The sequence below is a fragment of the Flagellimonas sp. genome (assembly GCF_965222555.1).
Classification (GTDB): Bacteria; Bacteroidota; Bacteroidia; order Flavobacteriales; family Flavobacteriaceae; genus Flagellimonas.
On sequence record NZ_CBDCUG010000005.1, the window covers coordinates 1,274,978 to 1,300,376 of the forward strand.

The 25,399-nt window shown below is 40.8% G+C and carries 13 protein-coding genes and 2 tRNA genes; 12 read left to right on the forward strand and 3 right to left on the reverse strand.

Annotated elements, in window-relative coordinates; genetic code table 11:
- Nucleotide 1 precedes the first annotated feature (1 nt).
- The 6 genes from ACOQO1_RS14175 (at nucleotide 2) to ACOQO1_RS14200 (ending at nucleotide 17,458) form a co-directional block, all read left to right on the forward strand.
- Complete coding sequence (locus ACOQO1_RS14175; protein WP_420603536.1) at nucleotides 2–2,068, forward strand: PorP/SprF family type IX secretion system membrane protein; 2,067 nt, start codon at nucleotides 2–4, stop codon at nucleotides 2,066–2,068.
- Nucleotides 2,069–15,802, forward strand: coding sequence for a T9SS type B sorting domain-containing protein (locus tag ACOQO1_RS14180; protein WP_420603537.1), 13,734 nt, complete (start codon nucleotides 2,069–2,071; stop codon nucleotides 15,800–15,802).
- Between the two features lie 21 nt (nucleotides 15,803–15,823).
- Nucleotides 15,824–16,774, forward strand: a complete 951-nt coding sequence (locus ACOQO1_RS14185) for a type IX secretion system membrane protein PorP/SprF (RefSeq protein ID WP_420603538.1) — start codon at nucleotides 15,824–15,826, stop codon at nucleotides 16,772–16,774.
- Between the two features lie 39 nt (nucleotides 16,775–16,813).
- Complete coding sequence (gene folB, locus ACOQO1_RS14190) at nucleotides 16,814–17,170, forward strand: dihydroneopterin aldolase (protein WP_420603539.1); 357 nt, start codon at nucleotides 16,814–16,816, stop codon at nucleotides 17,168–17,170.
- A gap of 58 nt (nucleotides 17,171–17,228) precedes the next feature.
- A tRNA-Cys gene (locus tag ACOQO1_RS14195) sits at nucleotides 17,229–17,300 on the forward strand.
- 87 nt (nucleotides 17,301–17,387) lie between these two features.
- Nucleotides 17,388–17,458, forward strand: a tRNA-Cys gene (locus ACOQO1_RS14200).
- Nucleotides 17,459–17,487: 29 nt separating this feature from the next.
- On the opposite strand, the gene ACOQO1_RS14205 is transcribed toward ACOQO1_RS14200, so the two are convergent.
- Genes ACOQO1_RS14205 through rnr form a run of 3 tightly spaced genes read right to left on the reverse strand, consistent with a single transcriptional unit; the run spans nucleotide 17,488 to nucleotide 21,065 of the window.
- Nucleotides 17,488–18,147 (reverse strand): LysE family translocator, encoded by a 660-nt coding sequence (locus tag ACOQO1_RS14205; protein ID WP_420603540.1) that lies wholly within the window; start codon nucleotides 18,145–18,147, stop codon nucleotides 17,488–17,490.
- Nucleotides 18,148–18,151: 4 nt separating this feature from the next.
- The gene (locus ACOQO1_RS14210; protein WP_420603541.1) at nucleotides 18,152–18,832 is read right to left on the reverse strand and encodes a head GIN domain-containing protein; all 681 of its coding nucleotides are present in this window, start codon (nucleotides 18,830–18,832) and stop codon (nucleotides 18,152–18,154) included.
- Between the two features lie 34 nt (nucleotides 18,833–18,866).
- Nucleotides 18,867–21,065 carry a ribonuclease R gene (gene rnr, locus ACOQO1_RS14215; protein ID WP_420603542.1) on the reverse strand — a complete coding sequence of 733 codons (2,199 nt, stop codon included), beginning with the start codon at nucleotides 21,063–21,065 and terminating at the stop codon, nucleotides 18,867–18,869.
- A gap of 593 nt (nucleotides 21,066–21,658) precedes the next feature.
- Between rnr and rpiB the strand changes: the two genes are divergently transcribed.
- The 6 genes from rpiB to ACOQO1_RS14245 all read left to right on the forward strand — a co-directional run bounded on the left by rpiB (nucleotide 21,659) and on the right by ACOQO1_RS14245 (nucleotide 25,344).
- Entirely contained in the window at nucleotides 21,659–22,090 is a 432-nt protein-coding gene (rpiB, locus tag ACOQO1_RS14220) for a ribose 5-phosphate isomerase B (RefSeq protein ID WP_420603543.1), read from the forward strand.
- A gap of 12 nt (nucleotides 22,091–22,102) precedes the next feature.
- Nucleotides 22,103–23,020 (forward strand): cation diffusion facilitator family transporter, encoded by a 918-nt coding sequence (locus tag ACOQO1_RS14225; RefSeq protein WP_420603544.1) that lies wholly within the window; start codon nucleotides 22,103–22,105, stop codon nucleotides 23,018–23,020.
- The gene (locus tag ACOQO1_RS14230; RefSeq protein ID WP_420603545.1) at nucleotides 23,020–23,460 is read left to right on the forward strand and encodes a GNAT family N-acetyltransferase; all 441 of its coding nucleotides are present in this window, start codon (nucleotides 23,020–23,022) and stop codon (nucleotides 23,458–23,460) included. The genes ACOQO1_RS14225 and ACOQO1_RS14230 overlap by 1 nt, the downstream gene beginning before the upstream one ends.
- A gap of 12 nt (nucleotides 23,461–23,472) precedes the next feature.
- Nucleotides 23,473–24,288, forward strand: coding sequence for an AraC family transcriptional regulator (locus ACOQO1_RS14235; RefSeq protein WP_420603546.1), 816 nt, complete (start codon nucleotides 23,473–23,475; stop codon nucleotides 24,286–24,288).
- Between the two features lie 75 nt (nucleotides 24,289–24,363).
- Nucleotides 24,364–24,837 carry a VOC family protein gene (locus ACOQO1_RS14240; RefSeq protein ID WP_420603547.1) on the forward strand — a complete coding sequence of 158 codons (474 nt, stop codon included), beginning with the start codon at nucleotides 24,364–24,366 and terminating at the stop codon, nucleotides 24,835–24,837.
- Between the two features lie 111 nt (nucleotides 24,838–24,948).
- Nucleotides 24,949–25,344, forward strand: coding sequence for a VOC family protein (locus ACOQO1_RS14245; protein WP_420603548.1), 396 nt, complete (start codon nucleotides 24,949–24,951; stop codon nucleotides 25,342–25,344).
- The last annotated feature ends 55 nt before the right edge of the window (nucleotides 25,345–25,399 follow it).

The window sequence follows — 25,399 nt, forward strand, 5'->3', positions numbered from 1 at the left end:
CATGCACCCAAACAAACCTCAACTTTTATTAACCCTCATCCTACTATTGGCTTTTTCTGGTTTACGCGCCCAGGAAGACGATCCGTTTGTGGCATATAATGTTCCATCACAAAACCTGCTGAAATTCAACAGGTTTTTGATAAATCCAACATTTTCCACAGTACGGGAGGATAAATCCTATATTAACTTATTTCATAGAAACCAATCGGTATCTTTTGATGACAACAACCAGGTCTATTTTTTAAGTTATAGCGGTAGGGTTGGGGATAGAAGTGGTGTGGGCCTAAGTCTTTTTACAAATAGAGAAGGTTTGTTCAACAACTTTGGGGTGCATACAAATTATGCTTATGGCATACGGTTAAGCGAAAAAAGCAATTTTACTTTCGGTGCTAACTTTTCATACTACCAAAGTGCATTTAACCAAGACCGCGCAAACACGGTTGACGTAGACCCATTTTTAAATACCCTGGAAAGTAGCTCCTTGATCACTTTCCAACCTGGATTCAACATTTCATTTGGAAGTTTTGACATTGGCGGATATGCTGAAAACTTGTTCGATTACAACCTTAAAACCAGTGAATCAGTAACAGATTTTAGCGAAAAAACATACTCGGGACACCTACAATATACCCATCAGTTTAAAAATGCTGCGGGACTATTGGAAAATGGTAGGTTAATGCCTTTGGCCAGAGTCCGAAAAACAGGGGTCGAAAACGTCAGTTTAGGAGGAAACCTTATTCTTGACCTTCCAAAATTGGGCTGGATTCAGGCAGGATATGATGATTTTTATGGTGCCTCCGCGGGCTTAGGGTTCAACCTTAACAAAAGCCTTTCGATTGGTTATACTGTTGAAAAAGGCCTATCGAGCAACTTTGAAAACTTTGGAGTAAGCCATGAGGTGTCGTTGGCATACTCATTCACTCCAAATCTGACCGAGGATAGGGTAATGTTAGAAGAAGATTATGAAGATTTGGCCCAAAACGATTCAATTCCTCAAGAAACGCTCAGCCTTACGGAAAAAGACCTTGAAATACAAAGGCTTAAAGATAAACTAGCTGAGAATGATGCGATTCTGGATGAGCTTTTATTACGCCAAGATTCCATTGAAAGTACTCGCCAACGCGACCTGGAAAGACGGTTTGAAACCGTAATGAAAATGGTTAAACGAGAAACCAAAGGTGAAATGCCGCAATTGGAAGAAAAAGCCAAAGAGGTCTACCTCGCCAATATGGATAGTATTGATGTCATTTCAAAACGACCCGTCCAACCAGTCTCTAACCACGGCTTATCCAATACCACAGCGGCCAAAAAGGTTATTCGCCTTAATGATGATTCCAAAACAACAAGGGTTGCAGAGAATCCATCCATCAAAAGGGATAAAACAAAACGATCTTCCAGAAAAGCCATTGGACGCTTCAGACAATTCAATATTCCCAATGTTGAAAGTGGACATTATCTAATCGCCAACGTCTTTAAAAACCAGAATAATGTAACTGCCTTTATTGACAAGTTACAAGCCCAAGGGATAGATGCCGATTACTTTGAGAATCCAAAAAATGGTCTCAACTACGTATACCTAAAAGGGTTTAGCAACAAAAAAGAAGCTGTTGAAGCCTATCATACCCAACTTAACGGAACCTACCAAGGCGATGCTTGGGTAATGAACGTTCATGGGGCAGAAGATGCGTACAACAATTTTGCTTCAAACAATACTGCCACCAAATCCAAATATGGTGACAACACCCTACATAAAAATGTAAAGAACCAAAAAAACAATACCTCCCAAGTTTCTTATACCACCTACAAAATTAACGGCTTAGGTTCAGGATTTTACATTATTGCCAATGTCTTTGAAAAGCCCTCAAACGCAAGGCGCTTTGTAAAAGAGCTGAACGCCAAAGGATTAAACGCGAGCTACTTTATAAATCCAGAAAATAATTACAGGTACGTGTACCTGAAAAAACATGAAACCTGGACCAACGCGCTCACCTCATACTATACCAAACTAAACGCTGCGTATGATGACAAAATGTGGATCATGCGAGTGAAACCAAAACATATCAGCTAAATGAAAAACCTACCATTGAAAATTGCTGTAACCCTTGTGTTGGGCCTTTTTTCTATTATTGGTCACTCCCAAGAATACAACAACTTTGATATACGTTATCAAAACAATATTAAGGGAGATTTAACCTTTATTGGAAACAACATCGTGAATAGGGATGGTGGTACCAGTTCCACTGAACCAGAAGACGCTTACGACGCAACGGGAAGTTCATCGACCTATAACGACTGGTTGGATATGCAATATATTGATGTGGACAGTGATGGAACCACATTTAGTTCAAGTACAGCTACGTTCACCTACACACAGGCCAACTGTAATTTAATAAGATACGCTGGATTATATTGGTCGGGAACTTATCCAAGTGAACAAGCAGGACAAGCGGTTGGAACCAACAGACAAAACGATTTTGATGAAGTTAGGTTTAGGGTCCCAGGGGGTACATATGTTACCGTTTCTGCCGATGAAATCCTTTATGATGGATTTACCAGTACCGAAACTGCGATGCGCCAAAATAGTCCGTACGCCTGTTATGCGGATGTAACTTCCCAAGTGACCGCCCTTGCCAATCCTGAAGGGGATTATACAGTTGCCAATGTAAGATCTGTTACCGGCTCTTTATCTCCAGGCGGTGGTGCAGCAGCGGGTTGGACACTGATTATAGTGTATGAAAACCCCACGATGACCGGTAAGCTGATCACTACCTTTGATGGGTTTGCCAGAGTAAATAGTGCAAATCCAGCCGTAAATATAAACTATAGCGGATTCAACACAATTCCCGTAGGTCCTGTAAACGCCAACATTGGTGTAGCTGCATTAGAGGGAGACAATAGAATTACCGGCGATGGTATGAGCATAAGGGCGGCAAGTAATGGCTCCTTTACTGCCATTAGCAACACAACCAATCCATCCAACAACTTTTTTAACAGTAACATTACACTAAATGGGGTCGTCACAACCAATAGGACTCCAAACAGTGTAAATACATTGGGTTACGATACCGACATATTTTTATTGAGTAACCCCGTCAATTCAGTTATTCCAAACGATGAGACTGACGCTACATTCAGGTTTACTTCTAATGGGGATCAATATTATCCCTTTTTCAACTCGTTCAATGTAGAAATTATTGAACCAGAAATCGTCTTGGAAAAACGAGTTGAGGATATTGCCGGTAACGATATTACCGGAGCAGGGGTTAACCTTGGCCAATACCTAGACTATGTCCTATCATTTGTAAACACCGGCAATGATGATGCCGCCAATTACAGTATTAGGGATGTACTCCCAATTAACACCGCTTTGGACGAAACCAGTATTACACTTCCAACTGGTGTCACATATACTTATGACTCTGCAACTCGTGAAATTACATTTAGTATACCGGACAACCTTGTTGAAGTTGGAGACCCAATAGCTGAAATACGTATGCGTGTTCAGGTAGCCGAAAACTGCTTTGATTTTATAGACGCCTGTACCGACCAAATAGAAAATTTAGCCTATTCCACCTACCAAGGTGTCATTAACAACAATCAAATATCCGATGACCCCAGTGTTTCAGATTTTGACAATTGTGGTTTTACTACCCCTGGTGCCACAAACTTTTTGTTGGATGACCTTGAAAACTGTGATTTTTCACGCACTGTTCAGCTTTGTGGCACCAGTGTTGTATTGGATGCCGGGGATAATTTTGATGCATATACTTGGTACGAGGACAACAACGGGAATGGTGTTATTGACGCAGGAGATACCACAATAAACGATGGTGACCCAGACGGCGACCCTAGCACATTGCTAGTAAGTAGTACTGGAACCTACATTGTAGATAAAGAAGTTGCAGATCCATGTAAAGGGTTTCAAGAAATCATAACCGTAGTACTTTTTGGGGCTACACAATCCAACCCCATTACGGCATTGATCAATGATGTTTCCAATACCGTTGAAGGTGAAATTGTAACCTGTCCAAACGATGGTAGTGAGCTTCCACAAATATTTTTATGCGGTTTAAATGATACGGAACTAGTTCAAATTAATATTCCAGATGCTGATAGCATTGTTTGGGAGCAATTGGATGAAACCAGCTGCACCGCAGCTACAGCAGATTGTGCAAACACCGATAATTCCTGTACATGGAACACTGTTGACACTGGCAGTGATTTCTTAGCTTCAGATGCAGGTCAATATAGATTGGTTATCAACTATCAAAATGGTTGTTTTAGTCGTTTCTATTTCAACATTTTCAAGAATCCTTTAGACCCCCAATACACCACCAGGGATATTATCTGTAATTCAGATGGTAACATTACAGTTACCAATATGCCCTTGGATTATGAGTATAGATTGATTGACCAAGGAACCGGAAATGTTTTGGTCGGATACAATTCAAGCCCAAGCTTTGATATCACAACAAACGGTGCATATACCGTAGAAATGAGACAACAAGGTGTAACTGATGGTTGTGTTTTTGTGTTGGATAATATTGGAATCCTGACACGTGATTTTCAAGTAGATGTTGTTCCTCAAGACACTGACTGTAATGGATTGGGTGAAATAGCAATATCCGTTCTAAATGTAGAACCGCAATATTACTATGAAATATCACAGGGTGGAACTGTAGTGGACACCTTTGGACCTTCAACGGATAACAACTATACCTTCCAAAATTTGAATGATGGTGTTTATGATGTCGATGTTTCTACCGACGATGGTTGTGTCTATTCTGAGCAGGTCACTATTAATGACCTAACAGATCTCGACCTTAACGCAAGGGTTTCACAGCATATAACATGTAAGGAAGGGAATATCCAGATGGAATCTACAGGAGGGCAAACCCCACACACATACGCCATTTGGTCCTTTGTTGATGATGGTGGTACAACTGTAACCTCTTATCCGACGGTAAACGATATACCTGCCAGCGCATACCAGACTAGTGTTATTTTTGACATCCTCGACCCGGGAGATTACACTTTTGTAGTCGTAGATAGAAACAACTGTCATGCGATTTCCAATACAGTTACCATCAATTTTGAACCTGCCGCTGACTATAACGCTACAAGTGTTGTAGACGTAGCATGTTTTGGTGATTCTACAGGGTCCATAACCTTTAACCTTATCAGCAGCAATGGCTACCAGCTCACTTACTATTTGTTTGATGCAACTGGTTTTGACGAGGATAACTTTGACATAAATAATGCTTTAGCGACCAATACCTCAGGAAACTTTCCTGGATTGGGTACAGGGGATTATGTGGTAGTCATTAACCAAAGAAAAGGGAGTTCCGCCTGTGATTACTTCGAATACCATTCCATTTCCGCTCCTAGTTCGGGAATTGCCGGTGATGCGGTATTGATTCAGGATTACACCTGTTTACAAAATGGTATCATTGAAGCTCAAAACGTTGCAGGAGGAACAGCTCCATATGAATACAGCATTGATGGGGTAAACTTTTTTAACGGGGTTGGTGCAGAGCGCTTTTCCAACCTTACTAACGGAACGTACAACATCACAATAAGAGATGCCAACAACTGTACTTTTGTTACCAATGCAATAACCCTTGATCCGTTAAATCCACCATCGGATTTAACTTTTTCAGCTACCACTCCCAACTGTCCAGCATTGACTTCCGATGTTACCGCAACTGTGGTAGACGGGAACACCCCTTTTGTATTTGAAATTATAGCTCCGGCTCCAATTGCTGCCACCTCTACCTCTGGAAGTTCGGCAGATTTTGACGGCCTTGCACCAGGAACTTACACCTACAGGGTGACCGACAACAAAGGTTGTGTTTATGAAGAATCTTTCACCATAAATCCTGTTTCCCAAATTAACGTAACGGGACAGTTGGTAAGTAATATAACCTGTTTTAATGATATGGATGGTGAAGTAGATTTCACCGTAGCCGACTTTAATACCGATTACAATTATACGGTGACAGGACCGGCAAATTTCAACGGAAACAACCAAACTAATGGCACAATTTCTTTGACCGGGTTGGATGATGGAACATATACCATTGTTGTTACGGACAACCTAACTAACTGTACGGCCACAACAGATGTAACTGTAAATGCCCCAGCTGCTGCCTTGACACTAAGTGCTTCTGAAATACAGCCAACCTGTGTTTCTGATGGTAGTGTTACGCTTACCTCTACTGGAGGGTGGGGCGGAAATTCATTCACGTTGACCAATCCAGATACAACCGTATTTGGAACAAATAGTACAGGAGCTTTTACAGGATTGACACAGACCGGAACTTATAATGCATCCGTTACGGATGCTAACGGATGTGTTGTCACAACCACATTTACTTTAAACCCTGCTATTGCACCCGTATTGGCCATTGTACCAAACGACACTTGTTATGACGACGCCGTAGGTCTGACCCTTACAGCAAATGTAACCTCTGGCGGCGATGGTAATTTTGAGTACAGTCTAAATGGAGGAGCCTTTGGAACAGGCAATGTGTTTTCTGGTTTAACATCAGGAACCTATACCATTGATGTAAGGGATGGAAACAGCTGTACGGATTCTGCATCCATTACCATAAACCCAGAATTAAGTGTCATTGCATCAGCTCCAAATATTACGGCGTGTACTACAAATACCAATGCCGCTGCAGGAGGAGATGGAAACTACGTATACGCAATTGTTGCCGATGGCATTGCTCCTACACCCGGAGATTTTGCAACCACAAACCCTGTTAATATAACCGGGGCTGGCGATTACGATGTTTATGTAAGAGATAACAGTGGCAATGCAGGCTATTGCGAAGCAAGCTATGATTTAACTATTGTTCAAGATGCACCTATATCAATAACCTCCGGATTTACACCTGTAAGTTGTTTTGGAGGTTCAGATGGAACCATCACCCTAAGTGCTACCGGTGGTGAAGCGCCTTATCAGTTCAGCATTGACAATGGAACAAATTATCAAGTATCCGGAAATTTTGTAAATCTTCCGGCCGGAACATACAATATAAGAATCCAGGATGCCAATAACTGCGAGGCTACCGAAACTGTAATAGTAACGCAACCAAATCAACTCGCTGCAGAAGCCCAGCAAACACAGAATTACACCTGTCTTCAATTGGGTCAAATCACTGTTGGAAGTGTTACACCAACCTCAGGAGGTTCCGGTGACTATCAATACAGTATCAATGGAGGTCCTTGGACACCGTCAACAACAGGTGGAACAACATTTATTGACCTTACCGATGGTACATATTCAATACAGGTGCGTGATGCCAATGAAATAGGATGTCTCATCACTTTACCAAATGTAATTATTGCCCCCCTTCCTACAGAACCAACATTGAGCACTTCGGTTGCATACAATTGTGATGGTACAGGAAACATCACTGTACTTCCAAATGACCCAAGCTATACCTATAGTCTAAACGGAGGTGCTGCCCAAGCCGGGAACGTGTTCAATAACGTTGCCGTTGGAACTCACACTGTTGATGTAAACTACGGAAGCGATTGTGTTACCCAAACTACGGTAACCATAACATCTGGAAATGCATTCGGTTCATCAATCACTGCTTTCTCCAACATTTCATGTAATGCCGGAACAGATGGGTTCATCACTTTTGAAGTGGATAACTTTGATGCTGTAAATGGTTTTGAATATCAAGTAAACGGAGGTGGTTTTTCCGCTCCGCAAACATCCAGTCCAATAACCCTTCCAGGATTATCAGCTGGAAACTACACTATTGAAGTTCGAGATGTATTGGACAATACCTGTTCTGTTACACTTAATCAAACTTTATCAGAACCAAATGCTTTGGTTGCCTCGGCATCCATTACTTCAGTAATGACCTGTACCAACGGTGGAGCCACTATTACTGCTTCCGCAGTAGATGGCACACCCGCTTACGAATATCAATTGGAAGATGGAGTCGGTGGAATCATTGCTGGTTTTGATTATGCCACCAATGGAAACAATGCCATTTTCCCAGGATTGGCCGCAGGAGATTATATTGTTAGGGTTAGAGATGCCAATCTTTGTGAAGATCCAATAGACGCGGCTTTAACAGTAGTTGCACCAACCCCATTGACATTTACATCTACACCAACAGCATGCTATAGCGGAAGTAATGATGGAACCATTCAAGTAGATGTTACCGCTGGAAACAATGATTATCAATTTAGTCTGAACGGAGGTCCTTGGATAACGCCAAGCCCTGCTACAGCAACAACACATACTTTTACAGGACTTACGGCTGGAAACTATACCATAAATGTAAGGGATGGTTTTGGTTGTGTGGGAACGCTTCAAAACATGACAATTACGGATGCTATTGTGGCCACGGTTAACGTTGTTGATATCAGCACCTGTGCTGATGGTAGCATAAGCGTTACAGCTTCCGGAGGGGTTCCAAATTTGGAATATGCTTTTGTTCCTACAACCACAAGTCCAACTGGCTTGTTTTCAACAACCAACACATTTACGGTCACTGCCGGAAATGACGGTGATTATGATGTATATGTAAGGGACAATTCCGCAACAGTACCATTCTGTGAATTTATGGAAACCGTTACGGTAAACCCATCAACCCCGCTGACAATTACAAGCACCCCAACAGATCCATTATGTCATGATGGAACAGGGTCTATTCAAGTAGATATTACTTCGGGAATAAGCCCATACACTATCCAAATTATAGATTTGGACAATGGCGGCGCCAGTGACCAAACCGATACCAATGTTCTTGTTACAAGCAGAACATATTACAATCTAATGCCTGGTGATTATACTATCAATGTTACTGATGCTACAGGATGTACAGTAACGGATACACCTGTTAACATTGCAAATCCAGATGAGCTTACCGCTACAATTCAAGGTGTTACCCCAGCAACCTGTACCGGGGATCCCAATGACTTTGGTTTTGAGTTTGTTTCATATCCAACAACTCTAGGAACTATCGAATTTAGTGCCGATGGAGGTGCTACTTGGATTGGTGACAATTCTGTTCCAGGAACAACAGATCGTTTTACCGGATACAATTCAGGGAATATTGTGAATCCTTCCATGAGAACTGTTGACGGGCTTGGAAATACGGTTTGTCAAACAGACTTTCCTCCTTTCATTATTCCATATCCATTGGACGATTTGGATATTACCATTTTACCTATTATTGTTAACTGTAATGAGCTGCAAGTAACTGTACGAGGTCAAAACGGTACTGCCCCATACGAATATTCATATACAGATGACCCAGCTAACTTCAACCCAGCTACGGCGACATGGACAGCTCCACTTGCCTTGGGTATTACACATACTTTTGTTGGTTTGGTTCCTGGTAGGACCTATACTTTCTATGTAAGGGATAATGCAGGGTGTGTAAGACAAAGTAATGTAAACGTAAACGATATAATTACAGTTCCTTTAGAGATTACCTCCTCTATAACGCCTTCCTGTGATGGCGCAAACAATGGAAGCATCACATATACGGTTACCGATAATCAAGCTCCTTTTGGTTCCCATATTCGCTGGGAGCTCTTTGACATGTCCACGGGATCTGCGGTTTCTGTAGCAAACAGTGGTGGAAACATTCTGTATACATCCCCACAAAATGTTACTGTCTCAGGGCTTGCTCCTGGAAACTATTTCCTTGAAGTTGTAGAGAGTGATGGCGTTACCGATAGTTGTGTTGGAGCAACAGAAAATGAGCTATTAGAAGAATTAGATCCTTTAACAGGAACTCCAGTAGTGTTACAAAATATCAGTTGTGATACACCTGGACTAATCCAGGTACAGAGTCCATTTGGTGGAGGTGGAACCTATACCTATACTGTTACCGGACCCGCTCCATTCGTGACCATTACATCAACCTCTGATAATCCTATTGAAATTCCGGCAAACTCACCTGCCGGAAATTACAATGTGACTATGGAGGACCAATACAGTTGTTCCACAAACTTAGGTGCAGTAGCATTGACATTGACACCTAATCCGACAATTGATGCAATTGCGGTGGATAATTGTAGTGACCCTTCTACCGTAACTATTACCGCTACAAGTGCTGCGGCCCAAATATTCTATTCTTTGGATGGCGGAACTACTTATGAGGACAACGGAGGTGTTTTCAATAACATTACCGCTGGAACGTACAATGTTTCTATTTTGGACAGCAATGGCTGTACAGCTACCAGCAATGTTACCGTGCATCCTGTACTTCAGGCAACCGCCACATTGACAAAATTATTGGATTGTTCTGTGAGCCCAGATGCGGAAATTACCATCGAAATCCTTTCAGGTTCAGGTGATAACCTTGGGTTTGCGGGTAGTTACGATTATGAAATAACCGATGGTTCAGGAACCGTAGTGGCAAGAACGGTACTGCCTAGCAATTCATTTGTGTTCAGCACAACCACCGTGGAAAACTATACGATTACTGTATATGATAACAACACAACTGGACCAACTTGCTCCAGGATTTTCAATATTGCGGTTCCGGCTGCAATCATGCCTTCATTCAGTGTGTCTTCCTTTACCGATGTTACCTGTAATGGTGATGATGATGGTACCATTGATGTAAGCGCAACCGATAATGGTACAGGGCCATATACCTTTGAAATTATTTCAGGGCCTGGTAGTACAGCCACATTCCCAATAGCACCTACTTCGAACAATGCAACAACAGCATCGTTTACCGGATTGGAAGGAACTGCAGCAGGTATCACGTATACCATTGAGGTTACTGCAGCTAACGGATGTACATCAACGCAAACACAGACAATTACACAACCTGATGTGTTGGCCAATGTTAATACAAGCGTTGTTGAGTTTGGATGTACTTCCGGAAACAACACGAACAATGCTTCAATAACCGTTCAACCAGGAATTACTGGAGGCTCTGGAACGTATGTAACATACGAGTTCATTGAAGAGGATGATCCAAATACAGTTCCGGTTGAGGCCCCAGTGGTCGTTCAGTCAGGAAACAACCTAACTTTCATTGAAACCGATATTGCTGGAGGCGTGTACACCATTAATGTTTACGATGACAATGGTTGTGTAGGCACAACAACTGCCACAATTAACCCTTTTGATGAATTACAGTCCACGAGTATCGCAATTGATGTAGCGGCAACTTGTGTCACTGGCGAAGATATCACCATTACTGCAACAGGTTTGTTGACCAATTCAACAACCACTCCGGCCAATTACGAATTCAGATTATTGCCAGCTGGTGCTTTCCAAGCATCTGGAAGTTTTACAGGCTTGGCCATGGGCACTCATAATTTTGAGGCAAGGAATACAGTGACTGGATGCGTTATTGCCACTTCCCATATTGTGGTAGACCCACAAGTATTGGAACTGGATGTAGTGAGTACAACAAACATCACTTGTTTTGGAGACACCAATGGTCAAGTAGTGCTGGATTTGCATGATGCGGCCAGCGTTACTTATCCAAGTGCTACAAGTTATACCCTTTACTACGATGTAAACAACACACCAACCAACTTGGCAGATGATGTTACTTCTGCAGGTGTAGATGCTGATGGTAATTTTACCATTACCGGCCTTGCCGCGGGAACCTATTATATTGAAGTGTTGGATACCAACCCTCCCGGTTCTGCCTGTACTTATACACAGTCATTCAATATTGCTGGACCAAGTGTTGGAATATCTGCAAATACCCAAGTAACCGATGTCACCTGTGCTCTCAATGACGGAAGTATTGAAATAATTAACCCTGCCGGTGGATGGGGCGGTTATACCTATTTTGTCGACTTGGCTTCAAACCCAGCGCCAACATTCCCAGGCAGTTACCAAGCTTCCCCGTTGTTTACAGGTCTTGCTGGCGGAGCCGGTCCAGGAACCGATTATCAGGTTTGGATTGCAGATCACAATGGATGTACATTCCAGCTGCCAAATGAAAACTTGGTAGACCCAACAGCTATAACAGCTACTTTACAAATCAACCAGGAAAACTGTACTGCCCTTCAAGGTGAAATTGAAGTGGTGGGAACAGCTGGAGGTCAAGGTAGCAACTATACCTATCAATTAATCCGAGGAGGTAGTAACATTGGTTCTCCACAAACAAGTCCAGTTTTCTCAGGATTGGGTGCTGGATCATATCAGGTATTAATCGCTGATCAATGGTCTTGTACAACAACTATTGGAACCGCGGTATTGTTGGATGAGATGGTTGCTACACCAACCGTGGTGAAGCCTATTGACTGTACACCTGACCCAGGTGGCCAAATAACCATTACTGTAGTAGGCGGTTCTGCCAACCTTACCTATGATGTATTGTTCCCGGATGCAATAACAACAGCCAACAATACAACCGGTGTTTTCACAGGATTGACACAACCTGGAACATATACCTTTACCGTAACCGACGGAGATACCGTTACGCCATGTACCATAGTAGTAACCCAAGATTTAAACGATAAGGTTGATCCTGTAATCAATAACGTGGTCATGGACCCTGTGAGTTGTAACGGAGGTTCAGATGGAAGTCTTACCGTAGAATTGGATGCTGCTACAGCGGTAAACCCAGTGTACAACTACGAACTTTATCAGATGTCCAATCTGTTAGTGCCTTACAGAGTTGCACAGACAAGTCCTATCTTTGATAACTTGCCTCAAGGCGACTATCGTGTTAGGGTAATCTCAGGAAGGTCTTGTGACGATTTCTATGATGAAGCTGTTACGGAGCCAACTTTGCTAAATGTTTCTGCCACAGCTACGCCTTTTGCTTGTAATGCAAACAATACGGTTAATACCTCTACAATCACGGTAACTGCCACAAACGGTACAGCGCCTTATTTATACAGTATTGACAACGTCAATTTCCAGACATCAAACACTTTTGATATTGTTGACACGGGAGTGGTACAAAACATTACGGTTTATGTTACCGATGGCAATTCTTGTCCTCAGACAGCGGTGGTTGCCCCAATTCAACCTATAAATGTGTTCACAGCAGCTGTAACACAAAACACTGCGATAAGCTGTGCCAACCCAGAAGAGGTACTGATAACGGTAGCCGATGATGGAAATCCAGCAAACAGCTATACTTACGAATTGCTTCCAGTTGGTAATGCACTTGGAACCTTAACAAGCACTCCAACCAATGTTACCACAACTTTTGAGTTGACAGCTCCTGGAAGCTATACATTTAGAATCACGGATAATACAACAGGGTGTTATGTGGATACAACTCCATATGATATTGCTCCATACGATATTATAGATGTGGTAGCAACTCCTACGGCACCAGCTATCTGTTTTGGTGATACAAATGGGGCATTGGAGATCAATGTTACCGGTTATACAGGAACGTATGATTATCAGGTTTTTGACAGTTCCAACAACCCTGTAGGTGCTTTGGTGAATACCGATACTAGTGTAAATCCACGTCCAATTGGTGGACTTTCAGGAGGAAACTACTATGTGCGTGTTACCCAAACCGGAAACCCATTATGTGTTGAAGATTCCAATACAGTGACCATAGCATCTCCGGACATGGCTTTAACAGCCACGCCCGTTGAAGTAGCCAATGTTAGCTGTACCAATAACCTAGGAGAAATTGAAGTTTCGCCAACCGGTGGATTTGCACCTTATGATATTCAGTTGACAAACACCACTACCGCTCAAGTATACAATATAAACAATGTGGTAAGCTATGTGTTCACCGGTCTTTCAGCAGGAATATTTGATGTTGAAATCACAGATGATGCTGGTTGTACCATCAATGAACCCATTGTGCTTGTTCAACCAACTCCAATTACAGCTGATATTTCTGCAACACCAACAACGCTTGTGTGTTACGGTGATACAAATGCCACTATTTCAGCCATCAATGTGCTGAACGGACAAGGTGTTTATCAATACCAATTAAATGTATATGATCCTACTGGAACCACTATTGCATTTACTTCAGGAGCTCAAACAAGTCCTGATTTCGATAATCAAGGAGCTGGTATTTACAGCATTACCGTTTCTGATGGTTGGGGTTGTGACGTAGAAACAACACAGGTGACCATTTCAGAACCTGTAGAGGTCCAGGCTAACCTAATCCAGTTAACACAGCTTACCTGTACAACTCAAGCCCAGATAGAGCTTTCTGCTGTGGGCGGAACAGGTCCTTATGAGTACAGTGTTGATGGAGTGGCTTACACTTTAATGGCAGGAGGAAACACTCATACGTTTACCGTTCCAGCCGGACCATACCAATACTATGTAAGGGATGCTTTTGGTTGTGAAGCTATGATATCCAATCAGGTAACAGTAGATCCTATTGTTCCTTTGGATGTAATAATAGATGACAGTGCGGCAATCATCAACTGTACTGGCGAAGCCTCAGCCACAATACGCGCAACCGCCGTTGGAGGATTAGGAAACTATTCTTATGAATTGTTCTCGGATCCTGGTTTGACCACTTCTGTGGCAGGACCTCAAACCAATGGAGAGTTTAGTGGTTTAACTGCTGGTGATTACTATGTAAATGTGACCAGCATGGATTGCCAAGTAACCAGCGCCCTTATACCTATTATTGATCCTGCTCCATTACAAATTGACAGACAAGAGTCTACCGATATTACCTGTGCAGGTATTGAAGACGGAACCATAACTGTTGAGGTTTCTGGTGGTACCGGCGAGATTCTATACGCCATTACGCCAAACCTTAACCAGTTTGATACTGTAAATGTATTTACGGGTCTAGCCCCTGGTATTTATGATGTAATCGCACAGGATAGAAATGGTTGTTTTGAAACGTTCCAGTTTGAAATTGAACAACCAACCGTGCTGCAGGCGCAAGCCATAAATGTGATGCATGAGGTCTGCTTCAATAGTGCGGATGGTTCTTTTGAATTGGACATTACCGGTGGTACTGCTCCATATTCAACAGCCCTAAACTCAAATGCGGATGCAGATTATGTATTAGATCAGGTACTGTTCCAAAATCTTGCAGCTGGAACGCATGTAGTATTTGTAAGGGATGCTCAAGGGTGTGAAACTAATGTTTTTGTAGAAATCAACCCTGGGGTTAATCTAGAAGCTACTGTTACACCAATCTATGAATGTGACAGTAATCTACCAACCAACCGATTGGAAATTGTGTTTGAAGATACCTCTGTAATCAGTGACGTGCTTTACGCTATTGATTCAACCGATCCTCTTGATATGCAATTGAATGCTGATTTCACCAATATTGCTCCTGGTGATCATTATCTCACCATTGCACATTCCAACGGATGTATAAACACTGTTGATTTCAATATAATCGGGTTTGAACCATTGACCCTTGTATTGGAGAACAGCAATATTAATGAAATTACTGCCCACGTTACCGGCGGTCTGGAAGATTACACCATTTTCTTTGGAGATACCAATAACGGTACCGATAACACCTACATCATTAACAGAACGGATACTTATGTGGTGAGAGTGGTAGATCAAAACGGATGTGAGGTAATGGCCGAAATATTTATGGAGTTCATTGATATTGACATTCCTCCCTTCTTTACACCGGACGGAGATGGCCGTAATGATCGATGGTTACCTGACAATCTTGAAGCCTTCCCGAATGCACTAATGATCATTTTTGATCGTTATGGTAGAGAGCTCTATCGCATGGGATATGGTGATAGTGGTTGGGATGGAATCTACAACAACAAAGAGCTTCCTACAGGAGACTACTGGTACATCATTAAACTCCAAGGTGAAAATGATGACCGGGAAATGGTAGGACATTTTACCCTATATCGATAATGACACTTAACCTATTGAACCATGTTGAAAAAAAGTTGTTTCTTAATTTTTATGCTGCTTACGGCCCTTGGAGCTAGGGCGCAAGAGTTGACCATACCGCAGCTTTCCCAATATATTGCGGACAATCCTTTTCTAATGTCTCCCACCTATGCAGGAATTGGTGATCATATAAAGGTGCGTCTCAATGGGCTTACGCAATGGGTTGGTATTGAAGATGCTCCGGATACCCAAACCTTAGCGGCGGATGCTCGAATTGGAAATAGATCAGGGTTGGGAATGCTCATGTACAACGACAGCAATGGTGAGACCAAACAAAGAGGAGCTAGGGTTTCCTTTGCCCATCATCTTACCTTGAACCGGTATGATGACATTTTCCTGTCCTTTGGTATATCCTACAATTTTAATCAGTTTAGAATTGATGTAGAGAATTTTACGGATTTTAACGGTCAGCTCCCCACTGATGATAAAGCAACCACCAATCATAATTTTGACCTAGGAGTTTTATACAGATACAACAAGTTTTTTCTCAGCTTGAACGCTTCAAATATTTTGCCCAAGAACTTAGATCAGTTCAATCCTGTTTTTGAACCTAACACCCTACGAAACTACTATGCCTATGCAGGTTACAGTATCTCAAAAAATAAAAACAGTAAACTGGAGGTAGAACCATCTGTTTTTTTCCAGTGGTTTGAAAGTGATGGTCGTTCCGTAACGGATTTAAATGCCAAATTCCGCTTTCACGATTTTGAGGATTATTATTATGTTGGTGTTACCTATCGTTTTTTAAATGATCAGCTAGGACAGCCTTTGTATATAGCACCTATTGCCGGTCTAAAGAAAAACAATTTTTATTTCGGGTATTCTTACCAAGTAATCACAAACGAAATTTTGGGGTACAGTACAGGAACCCATGTATTAACTGTAGGTATGGATCTCTTCCAAGGTATAAGCAACTGTAGGTGCATGTATTAATTTCCTTTGAGCTATTTTTGTCCCGCTCAATTAACTGTAGTGGGAAAAATTAATATCAAAAACATAAGGGTACATTCCAATCATGGGTGCCTTAAGGAGGAAATGCTTATTGGCAGTGATTATCGTGTAGATCTTCAAGTATATGCCAATCTCTCCAAGCCCGCCGAATCTGATAAGCTCAGCGAAACCGTGGATTATGTTCATTTGAACAAAATTGTACGGGAAGAAATGGCCATTCGTTCCAATTTATTGGAGCACGTAGCCAAAAGAATTATTGACCGTGTTTTCTTAGACTTGCCCATGGTAGACAAAGCCCAGGTTGAGGTTGCAAAGATAAATCCACCCATTGGCGGTGATGTGGAAAGCGTTTCGGTAAAAATCCAAAATTCTCGATAAATAGCTGTTTTTCAAACGACTAAACCATTAAACTTTCATTAATTTTGTGCTATGATAAGGCATTGTGGTCGAATTGGATAGACAAAACCTCGCAAAGGTTTTTATGGTGGTTCGAGTCCACCCGATGCCTCTAAAATTGTTTCCCTGAAAATACCCTTACATTTAAAGTCCTTCCGGCCTTTATCTTTCGTAAAATATTTTTAGCTTTGCCAACTCTGGCATCGTGGCCGAGTGGCTAGGCACAGCTCTGCAAAAGCTTGTACAGCGGTTCGAATCCGCTCGATGCCTCTAAAACCCGACAAATTTGTCGGGTTTTTTTATTCACTGATACGTTCTATCCCGTCCTTAATGTTGAATTTTTCCTTAGGTAAGAAACCTTTGGTGATAAGTACAATTCCACAAACAATCAATACTATCCCAAGTCCTTTTTTAATCATCACTATGCGTTCTTGGGTCAAATATCTTTTTAACTGCTTCGCCAATAGTATTTTAACAAGGTCAGTTACAAAATAGACTATAATCACCGAACTGAAGAAAAGAAATATCCTATTTGGGTTATTGTCCAAACTAGGCCCCACAATAACAATAAGCCCCAGCCAAAAAGCAAGCACCCCAATATTGATAAAATTCAATAAAAAACCCTTCACCATCAAACCAAAATAAGTGCCTTTGGATGCTTTTAAATTTGCTTTTTTAGAAGGTTTTTTTGCAAAAATTACAATTCCATAAACCAATAAAATCATTCCTCCAAAAACAAAAAGTCCAGGTTGGTTGCTTAAGTTTTCCAACAATTGAAAACTACTGAAGTATGCAATGACCAAAAAAACAATATCCGCAATAATCACACCCATATTAAAGCTAAGCCCTGCCCGAAAGCCTTTAGTTGCACTGGTTTCCAACAGAACAAAGAAAACGGGTCCTATCATAAAACTCAATAGAAAACCCAAAGGTGCCGCTGCCTGAATATCCTCCAACATATTTTTATTCCATTCTTTTTATTTTACCCCCAAACACCTTTTTTTCATCCATCTTCTGTGGATCACCATACACCAATACTTCGCCGCCAGCTTTTACATTTGCCTTTACATAATTGGTTGCATATATCTCCGCATTTCCACCTGCGTTGACCGTAATCGTGGTAAATTTTGTTTTAAAGCTTTTCCCATTATAATAACCTCCCGTATTGATAATAATATCCTGGTTATCTGAGAATCCCTCCGTTTCAATTTCTCCACCGGTAACAGCTTTCACCAAAAGTTGTTCTGTTTGGCAATTCACTTTCAGTTCTCCGCCCTCCTGTGCCTTTAGTTCCAACACCTCTTGTACAAAGGACTCTTCCGAAGCTATTCTTGCATCCTCATTTACGTCCAAAACTTTCAGTTCTTCCGAATGGTACAAATCTATAAATGTCCTATATCCGCTGAAAATTTTATCAATCTCCATCCGCAGTTTCAACACACCGTTGTTATTTACAATAGCAACTTTTTTGGTATTGGCTCCAGTAATTACGGCCTTATCTATATCCGATTTTATTAAATTTATGGATAGCCCATCAAAACCTTTTACTTCCGTGAACTTTCCAAGTTCATGTGTAATTTTTTCATCTTGCGCACTTGCCACCTGAAAGGCAAGGAACAACAACAAAAGCTTTACAGTTTTCATAAGTTAAAAATTGATTCTCAATAGATAACAAATTTTATTCCAAAGTAACACTCTCTTTTTTACCGAGCAATGAAAAATCCAAATGTCTTTTTACCAAGTCCGTATCCTTCACCATCACATATACCTCATCACCTAATTGATACATACGCTTTCTTCGCTCACCAATAATAGCAAACTGGCGATCATCAAATACATAATAATCGTCTTTAATATCACGTATGCGAACCATTCCCTCACATTTGTTCTCAATAATTTCCACATAAATGCCCCATTCGGTAACACCAGAGATCACTCCCAAAAACTTTTGGTCCTTATGGTCTTCCATAAACTTGATCTGCATGTACTTTACCGAGTCCCTTTCCGCGTTGGCCGCCAATAGTTCCATATCTGAGGAATGTTTGCATTTTTCTTCATAAATAGGTGCTTTGGGCTGTTTTCCTCCATCCAGATAATGTTGTAAGAGGCGGTGTACCATCACATCTGGGTACCTACGGATAGGCGAAGTAAAATGTGAATAATATTCAAAGCCCAATCCATAGTGTCCAATGTTCTCTGTGGTATAGATGGCCTTACTCATACTCCGGATGGTCAAGGTATCTACAAGATTCTGTTCTTTCTTGCCCTTAACATCTTGCAATAATTTATTTAAAGACTTATTAAGCCCTTTTTTGTCCCTAAGGTTTATACTGTGTCCAAACCGCGAAATAACCCCGTTCAAGGCCATTAGTTTCTCTTCATCTGGCTCATCATGGATTCTATAAACAAAGGTCTTTTTTTGCTTGCCTATAAATTCAGCTACTTTTTTGTTAGCCAAGAGCATAAACTCTTCAATAAGCTTGTTGGCATCTTTGGCCTCCTTAAAATAAACACCTTCCGGCTCGTTTCTTTCATTAAGGTGGAAACGTACCTCAATTTTATCAAAAGATATAGCGCCATCATCCATGCGGTGGTTTCGCATAATTTTGGCCAGCTTATCAAAAGTCAATGTAGCTTCTACCACTTCATCAGAAACCGTATAACTACCTCCTCTAATTGAGATTTCCTCTGGAATTGTTGCTTCTCCTGTCTCAATGATATGTTGCGCTTCTTCATAGGCAAAACGTTCATTGGAATTGATCACCGTCCGTCCAAACCATTGATTGATGAGATTTGCTTTTTCATCCATCTCAAAAATAGCGGAGAAGGTATATTTTTCCTCATTCGGTCTAAGTGAACAGGCATTATTGGACAGAATCTCTGGTAACATAGGCACTACCCGATCTACCAAATAAACCGAAGTGGCCCTTTCATAAGCCTCATCTTCCAAAATAGTATCGGGTTGCACATAATGCGACACATCCGCTATATGAACACCTATTTCATAATTGCCATTTTCCAATTTTTGAAAGGATAGGGCATCATCAAAATCCTTGGCATCCTTTGGATCTATGGTAAAGGTCAAAACCTCCCGCATATCCCTTCTCTTGGCTATTTCGGATTCCTTTATGGAAGTATCCAACGTCTGCGCAAACTGTTCCACTTCATATGGAAATTCATGAGGAAGACCATACTCCGCCAAAATGGAATGTATCTCCGTATCATGTTCCCCAGGTTTTCCTAGAATTTGAGTGACCTCTCCATAAGGTGAATCAGCGTCTGCAGGCCAATCTCCCAAATTCACCAATACCTTGTCACCATTTTTTGCTTTTTTGAGCTTTTCCAACGGAACAAAAATATCTGTATACATTTTTGGATCTGACGTTCTTATAAAAGCAAAGGTCTTTTGCTTGTCCACAATACCAACGTACGAGTTCTTTTTTCGTTCCAAAACCTTAGATATTTCACCTTCTGGTTTCTTGCCCTTACGCCTGGGTTTTAAAAAAACCTCAACCGTATCCCCATGAAAAGCTTTGTTCAAACGATTGTATGGGACAAAAATATCATCGTCCATATCATCAACCACTATGTAAGCATTTCCGCTTGTGGTCAAATCCACTTTTCCGGTAAAATAAGTATATAATGAAGGTTTCTTTTGGTATTTACCTCTATCTGCTTCAACAATTCTGTCACTTGCCTTAAGCTGTCCCAACCGTTTTATTAGATCATTACGATCCTTGGTGGCAGTAATACCAAGCTTGGCAGCTATTTGTTTATAGTTAAAACTCTTTGATGGTTCTTTTTCCAGTACTGTAAAAATGCCTTTTGTAATCTCATTCTTCCGCTGACTACTAGCTCTCTTCTTCTTTTTTGACATTTATATTTTAATTTTTTGAAAATTACAAATTATAATCCGTGACAAGGACTCCATTGAACAGTAATCATTAAAAAGAAGTTGTTTTATCAACAATAATTAATATTCTTCTTTTTTTCTTTTTTTAAAATTTATAAAAATGATGATTATGATAGGATGTTGATATGTGGTATAATTTTATGGAGAAAAACTTGCCTTGAACAGAAAGATATTTTTGTTCACATTTTTTAAATTAAAAATGGAATTAAGTATCAATGCATTAGATAATTTATAAACCATTTTTGATAAGTATTTTCAACAGGATTTTATTGAAAACTAATTATGGATTTAATGTTAATTGCGGACACTTTTTGTTTCTTAACTGTTGATTAAATTTTAATTGAATATTGTGTGGCTGTAATGAAATAATATGTATTAAGATTGTTTTTTAGAAAGTCAAAATTTAGTTTCCTGTTTTTTTCAGCAAAAGATCAACAATTATGAATAATTTGTAAATAACTGAAAACTAAATAACTGCAATTTTTTGCTGATTATTATCAACACTGTTGCATGAAAAGAATTGTACCTTTGTATAACGCTATACCTAAACAAATATTATGAAAATTGCAATAGGAAATGACCACGCCGGAACCGACTATAAATTAGCCATAATTGGATTATTGAAATCCAAGGGAATAGAGGTTATAAATCATGGTACAGATGGCGCCGACAGTGTAGATTATCCAGATTTTGCCCATCCCGTGGCTAAGGATGTTGAAGAAGGTAACGTAGATGTGGGAATTGTAATTTGCGGAAGTGGAAATGGCGCTAATATGACCACGAACAAACATCAGAAAGTGAGAAGTGCATTGTGTTGGAACAAGGAAATCACGGCCTTGGCCAGAGAGCACAATGATGCAAACGTTTTAAGTCTTCCTGCCCGTTTTATTGCTTTGCAGCAGGCCTTGGAAATGGTAGAGACCTTCTTGGATACTGAATTTGAAGGAGGACGTCATGAAAGAAGGGTTGAAAAAATTTCCTGTAGATAAGCTATGTAGTATATGGGACACCATCATCATCATGGCCATTCGCACTCACATAATGATCTAAAAGGGAGAAATCTCCTCATATCCATTGTCCTAAACATTGTTATTACCGTTTCTCAGGTAATAGGCGGTTTAATTTCTGGTAGTCTTGCCCTGTTGTCGGATGCGCTACATAATTTCAGTGATGTACTTTCCTTGATTGTTAGTTATGTGGCCACTTTGTTGGGAAGAAAGAAAGCCTCTACCCTAAAAACATTTGGTTATAAAAGGGCGGAGATTTTGGCTGCTTTTATCAATGCGGCGACTTTGGTTGTTGTTGCCATCATTTTAATGATCGAGGCGGTTGAAAGACTTTACGAACCTCAAGAAATTGCTTCCAACTTGGTTATTTGGCTGGCGCTGGTGGGTATTTTGGCAAATGGTTTTAGTGTGCTTTTGTTGAAAAAGGATTCCGAGGACAATATGAACATGAAATCCGCCTACCTTCATTTATTAACGGACATGATGGCCTCCGTAGCGGTTTTAATAGGTGGTCTGTTGATGAAATTTTTCCAAGTGTATTGGGTTGATGCAGTGCTGACCATGGCAATTGGAATATATCTGATTTATATGGGTTACGATTTGTTGAAGGAATCCACCAAGGTATTGATGCTCTTCACTCCAAAATCCATTGAAGTAAAAAAGATTGTGGAGTCCATTTGTGCCTTGGAGCCTATTAAAAATGTACATCATGTGCATATTTGGCAATTGAACGAAGAGGAAATCCACATGGAAGCCCATATTGACTTTAAGGAGGACATTAAACTGTCCGAATTTGATAAGATTCTGGTAGATATTGAAGAACATGTGTACCATAAACACGGAATCAACCATGTTAACATTCAACCGGAGTTTGACAAATGTGATTCCAAAAGCGTAATAGTTCAGGATTGATGGAGATTACAACAAAGAGTTTTGAGGAACTTTCGACCAAAGAGTTGTACCAAATTTTGCAGTTGCGAAGCGAAGTTTTTGTGGTGGAACAAGATTGTGTGTACCAAGACGTAGATGGCAAGGACGAAAAAGCATTGCACGTTATGGGCATTAAAAATGAAAATGTAGTGGCCTACACCCGTATGTTTGGACCTGGCGATTATTTTAAGAACCCAAGTATTGGAAGGGTGGTGGTTGCCAAAGAGGAACGAAAATATGGTTATGGTAAGATAATTATGCAAGCTTCCATTGATGAACTAGGCAAAAGGTTTCCAAAAAACACCATAGAGCTTTCCGCCCAAACCTATCTATTAAAATTCTACAACGGATTGGGCTTTGTTGTCCAAGGCGAAGAATATTTGGAAGATGGTATTCCGCATGTTAGAATGGTGAAAAATTAGATAAGCAAGACCATGGACTACCAAACCTACCAACCACATCCAGATTTAGCTTCACTGATCAGTTGTTATTGGTCACTGGAAGTGCCCTCGTCTGATAATCCCCAAAAACAACGCATTATCCCAGATGGGAAGATTGAAATGGTATTTATCTTCGGGGATGACATCAAACGCTATACCACCGACAATAATTTTATCCTACAGCCCCGGGCATTTGTACTGGGACAGATCTTGGAGCCTTTTTTCGTTGAGCCCACAGGGTATGTCAACTCCTTTTCCATCAGTTTTTATCCGTTTGGCTTTGCCAATTTTATGGAAGAGCCCATTAAAACCTTGGCGAACAAAGAAACACCTATTGAAAAGCTATTTGGGAAAGATGTTGCCAAAAAACTGGAACTTGAAATGGTCCGGGCAAAAGATACGCAAGCACGCATTACAATCGCTGAAAAATTCCTTCTCAACAGACTCAGCCAAGCGGCTACTGTGGATTCCATTGTAAAATCTACGGTACAGGTGTTGTTGGCCACCAAAGGAAATACATCGATAAGCAATATTCTGAAAGATGACCTCTCCAAAAGACGACAATTGGAGCGAAAATTCTCGAAACAAATAGGTATTAGCCCCAAGCAGTTGAGTAAGGTCATCCGATTGCAGAGTGCCCTAAAAATGTTGTTGAGCGAAGAAGGCGACAACCTTACCACGATTGCCTACAAAAGCGAGTACTACGATCAGGCACATTTTATCAAAGACTTTAAGGAGTTTACAGGTATTAGCCCAAAGGAATTTTTAGGGCATGAAAACATGGAGCTCTCTTCCGCTTTATACAAATAGACCCCAGCTGTCGCATTTTTACAATTTCACGGCCTAAGGGCACTATACTTTTATACCTCGTTTTAACCAAAAAACATGAAAAGAATTCTATTTGGACTATCCACAGCTATGTTCATCTTGGGCCAAACCGCCTGCCAAAACAAACCTAAACCCAATTCAGAAACCCAAAAAACAACGCTTATGAAAAGTTATGTCTCTATTTTTGAAATTCCGGCAACGGACATTACACGTGCCATTGATTTTTACCAGGCCATTCTAAACATCAACATAGAGAAAATGGAATTCCCCGGAATGGAAATGGGCCTGCTCCCTTTTGAAGACCAGATGGTGACCGGGGTGATCATGAAAGGGGAAGGGCATGAGCCTTCGGCCGTAGGAATTACTATCTACCTAGATGGCGGCAACGACCTCCAACAAATTTTGGACAAAGTTATACCCAATGGTGGGGAAATTCTTGTCCCAAAGACTCCACATGCCGATGAAAGCGGTTTTTTTGCACTGTTTTTAGATTCCGAAGGCAATAAAATGGGATTGCATTCTCAAAATTGATTTCATACCTCTTCATACCAGTTATTAATAAGAATTAGTTTTACAAACAACAGCGTCGTAAATTAAACTCGAGAAAATTTAGAAGGCAATGTCTTTGTAAACAATAAAAGCATGAAAGTAACCCTAATAAGCATCCCTGTACGAGATCAGGAAAAAGCGCTAAAATTCTATACCGAAAAATTGGGGTTTATCAAAAAGCAGGATATCCCAATGGGAGGAGGCAACAGATGGTTGACGCTTGTCTCCAAAGAAGCCCAAGAAGGACCTGAAATCTTATTGGAGCCAGCCCCCAACCACTTTGAACCCTCCAAGGTTTATCAAGATGCGTTGATGGAAGCTGGAATTCCCTATACGCAGTTTGATGTTAAAAGTATTGATGCGGAATATGAACGGTTGACAAAGATTGGCGTAGAATTTAGTGTAAAGCCGTCTACAATGGGAACCACAAAATATGCGGTTTTTAACGATACCTGTGGAAACCATATTCAATTGGTGGAGGAGGTTTAAATGGAAGGACAAATTTATTGTCTAAATTCATTTTGATAAAAGTTGCTTACAAGGG